Genomic DNA, 13,445 nt, shown 5'->3' on the forward strand with positions numbered 1-13,445 from the left:
CCGCCGCGGGCCCCGCGCGGCCGCGGCTTCAGCCGGCGACCCACGACTGGAGCCCCTGCGATTCGAAGCTGAACTCCACCACCTGGCCGCCCATCTTCTCGAGCTGGGCCGCGATCCGGTGCTTGCGGTCGAAACGGCAGAAGAGCAGCAGGTAGCCGCCCCCGCCCGCACCCAGGATCTTGCCGCCGGTCGCGCCCCGGCGGCGCGCCTCCGCGTACATCTCGTCAATGGAGCTGTTGGAGATCTGGGGGTCGAGCCGGCGCTTGTGGAGCCACGCCTCGTGCAACAGCTCCCCGAAGCGCTCCAGGCGGCCCAGGAGCAGCGCGTCCTTCATGTCGGCGGTGAGCGTGCGCAGCTCGTGGAGCGCCTTCACCACGGAACGCTCGGCCCGCACGAAGCTGCGCGTCTGGCGCCTGATGATGCTCGAGGAAAGCCGGCTCTGCCCGGTGTAGCACAGCAGCAGCCGGTACTGCAGCTCGTTGACGATCGCGGGGCGGATGCGCAGCGGGTTCACCACGGTGCGGTCGCCGAAGAACTCGATGAAATTGAATCCGCCGAAGGTGGCGGCGTACTGGTCCTGCCGGCCGCCGGCGATGCGCAGGTCCTCGCGTTCGATCTTGTACGCCAGCTCGGCGATCCCGTAGTCGGTGAGCGGGCGCGAGCGCCATTCCAGGAACGCGCCGATCAGCGCGACCACCAGCGTGCTGGACGAGCCCAGCCCCGAGCCCGGCGGCGCGTCGGAATGCAGGAACAGCTCCAGCCCCGTGCCCCGGCTCATGCGCTTCACCACCTGCTTGACCAGGTCCAGGTTGCCGTCCAGCTGCATGGCCTTGGAGTGGCGGTACTTGGCCACCACGTCGTAGTCGAGCGAGGTGAGCGTGATGGCCGAGCCCGGCTTCGGGCGCAGCGTGGCGTAGGCGTACTTGTCGATGGTCACCGACAGCACCACGCCGCCGTGCCGCTCCGGGTACGGGCTGACGTCGGTGCCGCCGCCGCAGAAGCTGATGCGCAGCGGCGCGCGCGCGCGGAAGATGGGCCGGCTCACGGCAGCCAGCCTTCGGTCTGCGCGCGGTCCCAGTCGGCGGGCGTGCCGATGTCCAGGAACGGCGCGTCGGTGCGGAAGGCCCGCACGCGCTCCCCCCGGGCGATCCAGGCGGGCAGCAGGTCGGTTTCCAGCGAGGCTGCCGCGCCCGCCGGCAGGCCCTCGAACAACGAGCGGCGCAAGCGGTAGACGCCGGCGTTGATCCAGCCCGGCCCGCGGCGTCCCTTCTCTGCGAATCCCAGCACCCGGTCCTCCTGGTCCATCTCGAGCGCGCCCCTGGAGGCGCCCTCGGCCTCGTGCACCGCGGCCAGCGTGGCGGCCGCGCCTCCCCGCCGGTGCGCCTCCGCCATCGACCCCAGGGGCACCGGGCAGAGCGTGTCCCCGTTCAGCAGGAAGAACTCCTCCGGCAGCCGCTCCAGCGCGAAGCGCACCGCCCCTCCGGTACCCAGCGGCGCGGGCTCCACGCTGATGTCCACGACCGGCCCGCGGCCCGCGGCGTTCCACCCGCGCGCGAACCCCTCCAGGGCCGGAGCGAGGTGCCCGCACAGCAACACCGCGCGCTCCGTCCCGCCCGCCGCGGCCCACCGCAGCAGCTTCGCCAGGAACGGCTCGCCGGCCACCGGGGCCAGCGCCTTGGGCACGCCCGGCAGCGCCGGGGCCAGTCTCGTGCCCAGGCCGCCCGCGAGCACCGCGGCGGTCCGCGCCGTCACCGGCCGCCTCAGCCCAGGCGCCCGCGGACGTTGTACTCGTCCGGCGAGCGATGGCGGGCGATCAGCTCCCCCAGCAGCCCCAGCGACACGAACTGGATGGCCACGATCTCGAATCCCACGCCGAAGAGCAGCAGCGGCCGCACGCGGATGGGATCACCCACCACCCAGCGGGCCACCACGTAGGCCAGCATCAGCCCGCCCAGCGCGAAGAACACCAGCGCCATGCGCCCGAACACGTGCAAGGGGCTGCGCCGGCCGCTGGTGACAAACAGCACCGTGAGCAGGTCCAGGAACCCGTTCAGGAAGCGCGCCGCCCCGAACTTGCTCTGCCCGTGCACGCGCGGGTGGTGCTCCACGGGGATCTCGGCCACGCGGAAGCCGTTGAAGTGCGCCAGCACCGGCAGGTAGCGGTGCAGCTCGCCGTACACCTCCAGCGTCTGCGTCACCTCGCTGCGGTAGGCCTTGAGCCCGCAGTTGAAGTCGTGCAGGCGGATGCCGCTCATGGCCGAGGTGACCAGGTTGAACAGCTTGCTCGGCGCGGTCTTGGTCCAGGGGTCGTGGCGCACCCGCTTCCACCCCGAGACCAGGTCGAAGCCCTCGTCGAGCTTGGCCAGCAGCTTCGGAACCTCCCGCGGGTCGTCCTGCAGGTCGCCGTCCATGGTCACCACGCGCGCCCCGCGCGCCTCCCGGAAGGCCACCGCCAGGGCCGGGGACTTCCCGTAGTTGCGCCGGAAGCGGATGGCCCGCACCCGCGCGTCCTCCGCGTGCAGGCGTTCCAGCGTCGCGTACGTGGCGTCGGTGCTGCCGTCGTCCACGAACAGCACCTCCCAGGCGTAGGGCGCGTCCGCCAGCGCCTCGCGGATCCGGCGCACCAGCTCGGGCAGGCTCTCCGACTCGTTCAGCACCGGGATGACGATGCTCAGGTGCGGCGTCCCGGCGCCCGCGTCCCGCCCGGCGGGGGCGCTCACGGCCCCTCGATCCCACCGCCCGGCAGGGTCGCCGGCGGGGGCAACGCCGCGCCGGCCGGGGTGCGGCCGATGCGGCGCATCACGTCCTGGTACACGGCGCGGGCGCGCTGATCGTCGGGGTGCGCGTCCATGTAGGAGCGGATCATGCTCTCGGCCGCGTCGATCTTGCCCATCTGCACCATGAGCGTGAACAGGCTCAGCGCCACCGTGGCGTTGTCGGGCTCCGCGCGCCATGCGCGCTCCAGGTGCTCGTAGCCGCCCTGGTAGTCACCCTTGAGCGCCACCATGATGCCCATCCGGTAGTTGAGCTCGGCGTTGTCCGGGAAGCGCTTCAGGCCGTCCTGGAAGGACCGCAGGGCGCTGGCGCTGTCGCCGCGCTCCTGGTAGAACATGCCCCGCGTCACCGGGATGCCCGAGAAGTCGGGCGAGATCTTCTCCGCCCGGTCCAGTTCGGCGACGGCCTTGGCCAGCTCGTTGCGGTCCCGGTAGTAGAAGGCCAGCCGCATGTGGGCCGAGGCGTAATTGCCCGCGAGCCGCACCGCGTTGTCGTCCTTGTACGGCACCGGTGTCAGGTTGCCCTGCGCGTCCAGGAGGCCGCGGTACAGGAAGGTCTCGTACACCGCCTTGCGCGTGGCCTCCACGTTCACCGGCTCGTGGGCGCTGTCGGGCAGGATGCGGAACGCCAGGCCCTCCAGCATCAGCTGCCGCTCCAGGCCCATCTGCTCGGGCACCGTCACCGCCAGGTAGATCGGCTTGCGGTAGGCGTTCTCGCGCACGATGTGGTGCACCAGGATGTCCTTCACCAGCACGATGCTGCCGTCCGGGGCGCGGTAGGGCTCCAGCGCGTCCACCTCCGAGTCGGTGAACTGGATGGGCACCCTCGGCTCCAGGTCGCGCATCTGCTTGATGTACCAGGTGGTGTTCAGCAGCGACAGGTTCACCACGCGCACGTCGCTGCGGATGCCCTCCACCTCCTGCAGGTACCACAGCGGGAAGGTGTCGTTGTCGCCGTTGGTGAAGATGATGGCGCCCTGGGCCAGCGGGGCGAGCATGTTGTAGGCGTAGTCGCGCGCCACGAAGTTGCCGGTGCGGTCCTGCTCGAAGTAGTAGTGCGCGCAGGTGGCCACCGGCATGCACAGCGCCAGCAGCCCCAGAACGGGCACCAGCACGCGGCGCAAAGCCTGAAGCTTCAGCAGCCGGATGACCTCGTGGATGACCCCGGCCGCGCCCACGCCCATCCACACCGTGAAGGCCTCGTAGCCCCACAGGAAGAAGTAGTCCCGCTCGCGCACCTGGGGGTCCTTGAAGTTCAGGTAGATCACCAGCCACAGGCTGCCCATCAGGAACGCGGTGCTCACCAGCACGTACAGCGGCCGCTGCCACGCCACCGCCAGCGCCACGTCCGCCACGCACATCAGGAAGAACAGCGCGATGGCCAGGGCCGCGCCGTCGAAGGGCTGGCCCATGAACTCGCCCCCGACGCGCCCGCCCAGCCGGAACAGCGCCACGATGAGCACCCAGGTCACCAGGTGCGCGATCCACCAGGCGTCCGGCTTCCCCCGCCCCTTGAGCAGGTGGTACAGCCGGCCGAACTCCCCGAGCACCAGAGGGATGCCCATGGCCAGGAACGCCAGCAGGCCGGTCCACGGCCGCACGCCGGGCTTCGACTGCATCGGCGGGCCCAGGGTGAACTCGTCCCTGAAGTAGCGCAGGAACATGTGTTCGAACTGGTAGGTCCAGTTCCCGCTGCGCTCCAGCGGGCTGGGCGGCGCGTACTGCTCGCGGGTGAACTGCTTCCACAGCGCGTTCCAGGTGGAGGGGGCGGCCTCGTTGATGATGGGATTCTGCTTCGCCCGGACCACCAGGTAACCGTGCACGCTGAGGCCCGCCACCAGCGCGCCCACCGACACCCACAGGAAGGGCCGCAGGTTCCGGCGCAGGAGCACGTGGGCGGCCAGCGCCAGGGCCAGCAGGATCAGGCCCGAGAGCAGCGCGGTGCGCACGTCGTGCTGCAGCTCGTCGGCGCGGCGCATCAGCATCCCGGTGCCGTTCATCCACAGCACGAAGATCACCGCCCCGATGCCGATCCACCACGAGCGCCGCCAGTCCACCACCAGCGTGAACATGACCACGGCCGGAAGCACCAGGAAGCCCCCCAGGTGCCAGCCGATTCCGGCGCACAGGAGGTACCAGATCACCAGCAGCCGGCGCTCGTTGCCCTTCTCCCCGAGCCGCTCCCACCAGTTCACCGACACCCACAGCGAGAAGAACATGATCGCCGATGCGCCCACGTGCACGTGCGCGATCTCGGTGGAGGTGTTCCAGAAGCTGTGCGAGAACGCCGTGGACCACGCCGCCACCAGGCCGGCGATGTAGGAGAGCCAGTGCCGCTCGGCCAGGTCCGCGGACGCCTCCCCGGTGGGTTCGGCCGTCTCGGCCTCGCCCGAGGCCGCCCCGCGCCCGGTGGCGCCGGCGAACAGCGGCAGGTGCATCACCGCCTTCTGCACCAGCAGGTAGGTGAAGGCGATGGTGAGCATGCCGGTGACCACCGAAACGAAGTTGATCCGCGTGGCGTAGTTCCAGAACGGCAACAGTCCGAACACGTGGCCGGTGAGCACGAACAGCGGCGTGCCCGGGGGGTGCGGAATCCCCAGGATCTTCGAGACCGAGATGAACTCGCCCGCGTCCCAGAAGGGCACGGTGCGCGGCATGGTGCGCATGTAGACGATGAACGGCAGCGCGACGCTCAGCGCCGTCATCAGCCGGTTGAGCAGACGGTGGTTCATTCCCTGGGGCTCCTCGGGCGTGGCCGGGCGGCGGGGCTTGCCCGCCGGCCTGTCCTCGTCAGGCCGCCGCCTTGCGCAGGGAGACGACCCAGCGCAAGGGCGTGCGGAACACGAAAATCACACCACCCAGCAGGCTCACCAGGAACGCGAGCAGCCAGGTCAAAAGCTGGAAGGAAATGGCGCTGGCCCCGGACAGGTGGACCATGCCGAACAGCAGCACCGAGGCGCCCTCACGAACTCCGAAGCCGCTCACCGACGGGATCACGATCAGCACCGCGCCGAGGATCGGGACCATGGTGAACACCGCGCCGAGGGGCACGTTCAATCCCAGCGCCCGGGCCACGAACAGGTGCATGAAGATGCGCATCAGCTGGATCAGGATCCCGAAGGCCAGCAGCGCCGTAAGCCCGCCGCTCTTCTCGCGGTAGGCGTGCAGCCCGTCCACCAGGTCCGAGATCCGGCGCTCGAGCCGGTGCAGCCGCAGCGCCCGGAAGGGCCATTCCACCAGCCCCAGCACGTCGCGACGGAACACTGCAAGATACATGAGCAGCGAGATCAGGAACAGGCCCGCGACCAGGGCGTCCACGCGCAGGTCGTGAAACCAGGGCCACGCGGTGAGCGCCGCCCCCATGGCCACGCTGGCCACCGCGAGCCCGCCGATCATGCGGTCCATCAAGGTGGCCGAGAACACCGGCGCCGAGCGCTCGCTGTGTCCCCGGGCCGCGGTGATGCGCGCGAAGTCGCCGGCGATGTTGGCGGGCAGGAAGTTGTTGAAGAAGAGCCCCACGAAATAGTACGCCGCCACGCGCGAGTAGGGGATCTCCACGCCCTGCATGTGCAGCAGCCGCCCCCACAGCGCGGAGCCCAGCAGGTTGCTCACGAAGAACACGCCCACCGCGGCCCACAGCCACGCGGGGTCCGCATGGCGCGTCTCCTTCATGGCCGCGAACACGTCGTACTTGCGGAACAGCCACACGAACAGGCTGACGCTCAACACCATCTTGAGCCCCAGCAGGCTCCATTTCAGGACCCGCCCGGCGCTCACCGCGCGCCCCCCAGCGACCGGCAGGCCACCTCGCGGGCCTCGCGCGCGCAGCGCTCCCAGGTGAACGTGGCCGCCCACTCCACCGCCTGGCGGGCCAGGTTCACGCGCAGCGGCGCGTCCCCCAGCACCCGGGCCAGCGCGCCGGCCAGCGCCGCGGGATCGCCGTGCTCCACCAGCAGGCCGGTCTCCCCGTCCCGCACCGACTCGCGCAACCCGGGACTGCGGCTGGAGACGCTGGGCGTGCCGCACGCGTTCGCCTCGATCACCGTGAGCCCCCAGCCCTCCTTGGGCGAGGGGTTCACGGTCACCCAGGCGCGCTGCAGCCAGCGCACCTTCTCCGAGCCGGGGATGTTCCCGGTGAAGCTCACGCGGTCGGAGCCCAGCTTCGCGGCCTCCTTCTCCAGGGCGGCGCGGTACGGGCCGTCGCCCACGATCACCACCCGCGCCGCCGGCACCTTCTCCCACAGGCGCGGCAGCGCGCGGAGCAGGTGCTGCACGCCCTTGTAGCGGCGCAGCCGGCCCAGGAACACCACCAGCGGCTCCGCCTCGCGGGCGCCTCCGGGCACGTAGCGCGCGTGGTCCATCCCGCAGTACACCACGTCGATGCGCTCACGCTCCACCCCGCGGGCCACCAGGTCGTCGCGGGTGCTCTCGCTGATGGCCATGAACCTCGAGCCCCGGTACACGCCGGGGATGAAGTTCTCGTAGGCCCACACGTACAGGGCCATGGGGGCGGCCGCCTCCTGGAACACCGTCGTGCCGAACAGGTGCGGCACCACCGCCAGCACCGGCACCCGGCTCCAGCGGGGCGCGAAGAAGGGGATCTTGTTGATGTCCTCGACCACCAGGTCGTACCCGCCGCGGGCCAGTTCCGCCCGGCCCAGGCGGGCCAGGGCGAAGTTGGCGTTCCACCAGTCGCCCGCGCGGAGCACGCGCACGCCGTCCTGGACCGTCTCGGGCGCCCCGCCCGGGAACGCGGACGCCAGCAGCGTCACCTGGTCGCCGCCCTCCGCCCAGCGCCGCAGGATCTCCTGCAGGTGCACCTCGGCCCCCCCCGCCTCCGGGTGCTCGAGGTCGCGCCAGTTGACGGCCAGGACCTTCATCATCTCCCGGCCGGCTTCCGGGCCCGCACGCCGACGCACATCATGGTGTACTGCGCCCAGCGCCTGGAGCGCAACCGCTCGCGCAGGCCGCACATGAGGCGGTCCCACGCCCCGCCCCTGCCCGGGTACAGCGGCAGGCGGACGATGCGCGCCTGGCGGAGCACGTAGCGCACGCCGCGGTAGAACAGCCCCGGGACCATCCAGTCGCCGAAGGAGCCCTCCACCGTGAACCCGCTGCGCTCGGCCACGCGGGTGAGGCTGCCCACGCTGTACTGCGTCTCCCAGCCCGCGAACCAGCGGTTCATGGCGATCAGCAGCTGCTTGAGCAGGGTGTAGAAGTGCCACGTCTGGGGCACGTCCACCAGGGCCAGCCCCCCGGGTTTCAGGATCCGGTGGTTCTCGTCCAGCAGCTCGGCCGGGCGACGAAAGTGCTCCAGCACGCCCTGGTGGAACACCAGGTCGAAGGAGCCGTCACGCACCGGCATCCGGGTGGCATCGGCCTGGATGTAGATCAGCTCGACCCCCGACTCCTGCGAGAGCCTGCGGCACACTTCCAGCGAGGACCGCACGTAGTCCACCACGTACACCCGGGCGCCGGCCTGCGCGATGGCGATGCTGTCGCGGCCGGAACCCGCCCCCACCTCGAGGGCCCGCCGGCCCGCCGGGGGCTCGCGCAGCAGCTCCCGGATCAGTCGGTCGCCGTTGTCGTAGGTCTCCTCGACCTCGACGTGCTCCTTCCAGTACCGGTCCCAGTGTTCGGGGGTGGATTCGCGCATGGGTCTCCAGGGGAAGTCTCAGGGTGGCGCCCGGCATGTCCGGATCCGCGCGGAAAGCTGCCTCGCAAGTTGGGACGCCCCGGCCGGGGGAAACGTTGGTGCGGGGCCGACATCCGGAGCCGCGAGGCTAGCACGCCCCTCCGGAGGGGTCAACCTTCGCAACAGCTTGGGCTTGCGCGCCCTCGGGGGGGTATGCGAAGCTGGCCACCCCATGGCGCGCCGACGCATCCTCTTCATTTACCCGTGGCCGGACCGGACCTTCATCCAGAAGGACGAGCAGATCCTGGCCCGCCATTTCGACCTGCGGGTGCTGCATTTCCGCAGGACCGCGGCGTTCTACCGGGAGATGGCGGGGCTGCTGTGGCGGCGCGAGGTGGACCTGGTCTACCTGTGGTTCCTGATGCCGGACTACGCCTCGCTGGCGCTGGCGCTGTGCCGCCGGGCCGGCATCCCCTTCGCGCTGGTCACCGGCGGCTACGACGTGGCCTCCATCCCGGGCATCCGGTTCGGGAACATGCGCAAGCCCCACCACCGACGGCTGGGGGGCTGGGTGCTCCGCAACGCCGACCTGATCCTGCCGTTCTCCGATTTCGCGGGCACCGAAGTGCTGCGCTGGGCCCGGCCGCGTGGCAGAATGGAGACGGTGTACCCCGGGATCGACTCCGGGTTCTTCACCCCTCCCCCCGGGCCGGCGCCGCGCGCCGGGGTGATCACCGTGGGCACGGTGAACCCGCTGTTCAACATCCAGAAGGGCATGCTCACGTTCGCCCGCGTTTCCCGGCTGGTCCCGGAGCTGGAGTTCACGGTGATCGGCAGGATCGCCGTGGATGCCGCCGCGGAGGAGCTGCGCCGCGCCGGCGGGCCGAATCTCAGGTTGACGGGCCGGCGGGTGAGCGATGAGGAGCTGCGCGGACACTACCGCTCCGCCGGGGTGTACGCCCAGCTGAGCGCCCACGAGGGCTTCGGCATCGCGGTGGCAGAGGGCATGGCCTGCGGCTGCATCCCGGTGGTGTGCGCCGGGACGGCCAGCCCGGAAGTGGTGGGTCCCTGCGGGCACACGGTGCCCTTCGGGGAGGCACGGGCCACCGCGGCGGCGGTGCGCGCGGCCCATGCCGCGGGCGGGGCCGAGCGGGCCGCGGCCCGCGAGCGCGTGGTGCAGGAGTTTCCCGAGTCCCGCCGCGTCGAGGCGCTGCTGCGGTTGTTGTCCCGGGGGAGCCCGGGCGATCCTTTCGCGCGGACGGGAACGGAGGAGGCGTCATGAGCATGAGGATTTCGAGGGTGCTGGCCGCGTGCGCCGCGCTGACCCTGGTGCTGGGCTGCTCCAGTGGCCCGCAGATCCGGGTGCGCAACGAGCGCCCCACCAAGGCCAACGTGCAGGTCCAGCCCCAGTCCGGCTCCACCCTCAACATCAACGAAGTGCAGCCGGGGAGCACCACGGCCTACGTGGACCTGGAGGCGGGCACGACGTATCGCGTGAAGGCGGCGTTGCAGGGCGAGACTTCGCCCGCCGACGTGCAGTTCCGGGCGCAGGATGGGCTGTCCTACACCGCGGTGGTCTACGGCGGGTCCACTCCGGCGCTGCGGGTGGATTCCGAGTAGCTCAGGCCCGTTCCCCCGGCCCCGGACAGAACTGGCCTACTCTCCCCATGCGAGGCGGCTGGCCAGGATCTCGGGCAGGCGCGCGTCGCGGATGCGGGACTGCGCGCGCGCGATGTCATAGGCCACGCGGCGGATCTCCACCGTGCCGGCCTCCGGGTCCAGCGCGCACCACGAGGCGCGCGGGTCGCCGTCGCGCGGCTGCCCCACGCTCCCCACGTTGACCAGGTAGCGGTGCCCGGGCTCGAGCCGGGCGCCTGCCCCGCGCCCCGCGGTCACCTTCCCGTCCTCCGCCAGGTCGAAGACCCCCGGCACGTGCGAATGGCCCACGAACACCAGCCGGTCGCGGCAGGCGTCGAATGCGGCCCGCGCGTCGTGCTCCGAGAGCACGTAGTGCCACTCGTCCGGGCAGTAGGGCGAGGCATGCACCAGCAGCGCAGGGAGCGGTCCCGCGTCCAGGGCCAGGGTCATGGGCGCGGTTTCCAGGTACTCCCGCGTGGGACCGTCCATGGTCTTCTGCGTCCACAGGGCGGCCATCCGGGCCACGGAGTTGAAGTACTCGAGGTTGCCCCGGCCCAGGCAGGCCTCGTCGTGGTTTCCCAGGACCCGGTCCTCCGAGACCTCCGCCACAAGGGCGCAGCACTCGTTGGGGCTCGCGCCGTAGCCCACCACGTCGCCGAGGCAGAACATGCGGCGGATGCCCGCTGCGCGCACCTCGGCCAGCACGGCTTCGAGCGCGTCGAGATTGCCGTGAATGTCGGAGAAGATCGCGATCTTCAAGCCAGGATCCCGTGTGGGGGTGGATGCGGCGGAGGAAGGTGCGGCCCCCGGCGGATTTCCGGGCGGGCGCCCCGGGGGCGCTGCCCACTGCTTGGATTCGACCCGGGGCTCCGGCGATTCGGCGCCCGGTCCCTCCCCGCCTTCGGGGACGTCGGCAGGCCCGGTCCAGGCGCCCGCGCCGGGCAGGCTCGCGGGCAGGCGATCCAGGATGCCGTTGACGAACTTGCCCGATTCCGAGCCGCTCAGCTCCTTGGCCAGCTCGATGGCCTCGTCCAGCACCACCGCGCGGGGCACGTCGGGGCGGAACCACAACTCGGTGGCCGCCCAACGCAGCACGTTGCGGTCCGTGGCGGCCATGCGCTTCAGGCTCCAGTGCTCGGCCTGGCTCTCCAGCGCCGCGTCAATGGCGGCGCGATGCTCTTCGAAGGAGCGCAGCACGGCCTCCAGGTAGGTCCGCCCGGGCTCGCTCACACGTCGCGAGTGCGCCAGCACGTTCTCCAGGGCGTCGGGCAGGTCCTCGCCCACCACCTCGGCCTGGTAGAGGGTGCGCACCCCGAGCTCACGCAGCCGCCGGCGCTCGCGGAGCTCGTCCACCGGCGTCACGTGGACCGGGCGCGCAGCGCGCGCCCCAGGTTGGCCATCTCCACGGCCGCGCGGGCCGCCTCGGCGCCCTTGTTCCGGCGCTCCGGGTGCGCGCGCTCCAGCGCCTGCTCGTCATTCTCCGTGGTCACCACGCCGAAGCCCACCGGGACCCCGGTGCTCCGGGAGAGCTCCGCGAGCCCCCGGGCGCACTCGCCCGCCACCAGGTCGTAGTGGGTGGTCTCCCCGCGCACCACCGCGCCGAGCGCCACCAGCGCGTGGGGCGCGGGAGCCTCGGCCAGGCGCAGCGCGGCCGCCGTGGGCAGCTCCAGCGCGCCCGGGACCGACACCAGCTCGATGGCATCCTCGGCCACGCCCAGCCTGAGCAGCTCGGCCATCGCGCCCTGCATCAGCAGGATTCCGTGCTCTTCGTTGAACCGGCTGAGCAGGATGCACACGCGCATCCCGGTGCCGTCCTCGGATCCGCGGATCGTGTTCATGCCCGCCCCCGCGGGCGCGACGGGACCGCCTTCGCGTGGCCCTTCGTCGCCACCGGCTTGGCGCGGCCCTTCGTCGCCGGGACCTTCGCGCGGCGGCTCTTCGCCCCCGCGGACCTGGCGCCGCGGCTCTTTGCCGGCGCGGCCGGCTCCATTCCGCCCTCCGGCGTGAGCAGGTGGCCCAGCTTCTCCCGCTTGGTGGCCAGGTACTTCCGGTTGGTGGGGTGCGACTTCATCTGGATGCTCACCCGGTCCACCACCTTCAGGCCGTAGGCCGCCAGGCCGACGACCTTGCGCGGGTTGTTGGTCATCAGCCGGATGTTGCGCACCCCCAGGTCGGAGAGGATCTGCGCGCCGATGCCGTAATCGCGCAGGTCGGCGGGGAAGCCCAGCTTCAGATTCGCCTCCACCGTGTCGTAGCCCTGGTCCTGCAGCGCGTAGGCCCGGAGCTTGTTGGCCAGGCCGATGCCGCGGCCCTCCTGGCGCATGTACAGGAAGACACCGCGCCCGGCGCGCGCGATGCGCTTCATGGCCTCGTCGCGCTGCTCGCCGCAGTCGCAGCGCAGCGAGTGCAGCACGTCGCCGGTGAGGCACTGCGAGTGCACGCGCACCAGCACCGGCTCCTTCCCGCGCACGTCGCCGCGCACCAGCGCCACGTGGTGGTCGCTCTCCAGGCGGCTCTCGTAGAGGCACAGCCCGAACTCACCGAAGGGCGTGGGGATGCGGGTGCGCACCACGCACTCCACCAGGCGCTCCTTGCGGCGGCGCCACGCGATGAGCTGCTCCACGCTGATGAGCTTCAGCCGGTGCCGCCGCGCCAGCACCCGGAGCTCCCGCGCACGGGCCATGGAACCGTCCGGGGCCATGATTTCGCACACCACTCCCACCGGGTTGAGCCCCGCCAGCCGGGCCAGGTCCACGGCCGCCTCGGTGTGGCCGGCACGACGGAGCACCCCGCCTTCCTCGGCCCGGATGGGGAAGATGTGCCCGGGGCGGGCGAAGTCGCCGGGCCGCGCCCTCCGGGACGCGAGGTGGCGCAACGTGGCCGCCCGGTCGTGCGCCGAGATGCCGGTGGTCACGCCCTTGAGCTTCGCATCCACCGAGACGGTGTAGGCGGTGCCCCCCAGGGCGGTGTTGTCGGTGGACATCGGCTTGAGCTCCAGGCGGTCCAGCCACTCCCGGTCCATCGGGGCGCACATGAGACCCCGGGCGTGCAGGGTCATGAAGTTGACCGCCTCGGGCGTGACCTTCTCGGCGGCCATCACCAGGTCGCCCTCGTTCTCGCGCTCGGCGTCGTCCACCACCACGATCATGCGGCCGCGGCGGATGTCCGCCACGGCCTCCTCGACGCTGGAAAGACCCCGCTGCCGGGATGGGACGCGGGTGGTCACGGTTCGGGCCGCCTTTCGTTGAGTCTCTCGAACTTTCGTCATGGCAACGCCTTCAGGCCTGTCCTTCGAGCAGCCTCGCAATGTAGCGGGCCACCAGGTCCACTTCCAGGTTCACGCGGCTTCCGGCCCGGTAGGAGCCTGCCACGGTGTGTTCCAGGGTGAATGGGATCAG

The 13,445-nt window shown here is 71.4% G+C and carries 12 protein-coding genes and 1 pseudogene (1 of these 13 only partly in view); 2 read left to right on the forward strand and 11 right to left on the reverse strand.

The window, feature by feature from the left end:
* Nucleotides 1-28 precede the first annotated feature (28 nt).
* From HZB25_09245 to HZB25_09275, 7 genes are read right to left on the reverse strand one after another with little or no spacing between them, the layout of a single operon-like run.
* Nucleotides 29-1,045, reverse strand: coding sequence for a GHMP kinase (locus tag HZB25_09245; GenBank protein ID MBI5837418.1), 1,017 nt, complete (start codon nucleotides 1,043-1,045; stop codon nucleotides 29-31).
* Nucleotides 1,042-1,752, reverse strand: coding sequence for an NTP transferase domain-containing protein (locus tag HZB25_09250; protein MBI5837419.1), 711 nt, complete (start codon nucleotides 1,750-1,752; stop codon nucleotides 1,042-1,044). The genes HZB25_09245 and HZB25_09250 overlap by 4 nt, the downstream gene beginning before the upstream one ends.
* 8 nt (nucleotides 1,753-1,760) lie before the next feature.
* On the reverse strand, nucleotides 1,761-2,675 hold the full coding sequence (locus tag HZB25_09255; protein MBI5837420.1) for a glycosyltransferase family 2 protein: 915 nt from the start codon (nucleotides 2,673-2,675) through the stop codon (nucleotides 1,761-1,763).
* A gap of 41 nt (nucleotides 2,676-2,716) precedes the next feature.
* Nucleotides 2,717-5,506, reverse strand: a complete 2,790-nt coding sequence (locus tag HZB25_09260; GenBank protein MBI5837421.1) for a DUF2723 domain-containing protein — start codon at nucleotides 5,504-5,506, stop codon at nucleotides 2,717-2,719.
* A 58-nt stretch (nucleotides 5,507-5,564) separates the two neighbouring features.
* Entirely contained in the window at nucleotides 5,565-6,551 is a 987-nt protein-coding gene (locus HZB25_09265) for a flippase-like domain-containing protein (GenBank protein MBI5837422.1), read from the reverse strand.
* Complete coding sequence (locus HZB25_09270) at nucleotides 6,548-7,657, reverse strand: glycosyltransferase family 4 protein (protein MBI5837423.1); 1,110 nt, start codon at nucleotides 7,655-7,657, stop codon at nucleotides 6,548-6,550. The genes HZB25_09265 and HZB25_09270 overlap by 4 nt, the downstream gene beginning before the upstream one ends.
* A complete protein-coding gene (locus tag HZB25_09275) occupies nucleotides 7,654-8,430 on the reverse strand; it encodes a class I SAM-dependent methyltransferase (GenBank protein MBI5837424.1) in 777 nt (258 codons plus the stop codon). The genes HZB25_09270 and HZB25_09275 overlap by 4 nt, the downstream gene beginning before the upstream one ends.
* A gap of 211 nt (nucleotides 8,431-8,641) precedes the next feature.
* Here HZB25_09275 and HZB25_09280 point away from each other — a divergent pair, with 211 nt between their 5' ends.
* Together HZB25_09280 and HZB25_09285 are read left to right on the forward strand one after the other, a co-directional pair.
* On the forward strand, nucleotides 8,642-9,691 hold the full coding sequence (locus HZB25_09280) for a glycosyltransferase family 4 protein (GenBank protein MBI5837425.1): 1,050 nt from the start codon (nucleotides 8,642-8,644) through the stop codon (nucleotides 9,689-9,691).
* Nucleotides 9,688-10,029, forward strand: a complete 342-nt coding sequence (locus HZB25_09285) for a hypothetical protein (GenBank protein MBI5837426.1) — start codon at nucleotides 9,688-9,690, stop codon at nucleotides 10,027-10,029. The genes HZB25_09280 and HZB25_09285 overlap by 4 nt, the downstream gene beginning before the upstream one ends.
* 36 nt (nucleotides 10,030-10,065) lie before the next feature.
* Here the strand turns inward: HZB25_09285 and nusB are convergent, their stop codons facing one another.
* The 4 genes and pseudogenes from nusB to HZB25_09305 form a co-directional block, all read right to left on the reverse strand.
* Nucleotides 10,066-11,400, reverse strand: a complete 1,335-nt coding sequence (gene nusB / locus HZB25_09290; GenBank protein ID MBI5837427.1) for a transcription antitermination factor NusB — start codon at nucleotides 11,398-11,400, stop codon at nucleotides 10,066-10,068.
* Between the two features lie 5 nt (nucleotides 11,401-11,405).
* Entirely contained in the window at nucleotides 11,406-11,885 is a 480-nt protein-coding gene (locus tag HZB25_09295; GenBank protein MBI5837428.1) for a 6,7-dimethyl-8-ribityllumazine synthase, read from the reverse strand.
* On the reverse strand, nucleotides 11,882-13,315 hold the full coding sequence (locus HZB25_09300) for a bifunctional 3,4-dihydroxy-2-butanone-4-phosphate synthase/GTP cyclohydrolase II (protein ID MBI5837429.1): 1,434 nt from the start codon (nucleotides 13,313-13,315) through the stop codon (nucleotides 11,882-11,884). Before HZB25_09300 ends, HZB25_09295 begins: the two co-directional genes overlap by 4 nt.
* A 10-nt stretch (nucleotides 13,316-13,325) precedes the next feature.
* A pseudogene (locus HZB25_09305) lies at nucleotides 13,326-13,445 on the reverse strand (riboflavin synthase); it runs 463 nt beyond the window's last position.

This window comes from Candidatus Eisenbacteria bacterium (assembly GCA_016235265.1).
Lineage (GTDB): Bacteria > Eisenbacteria > RBG-16-71-46 > RBG-16-71-46 > JACRLI01 > JACRLI01.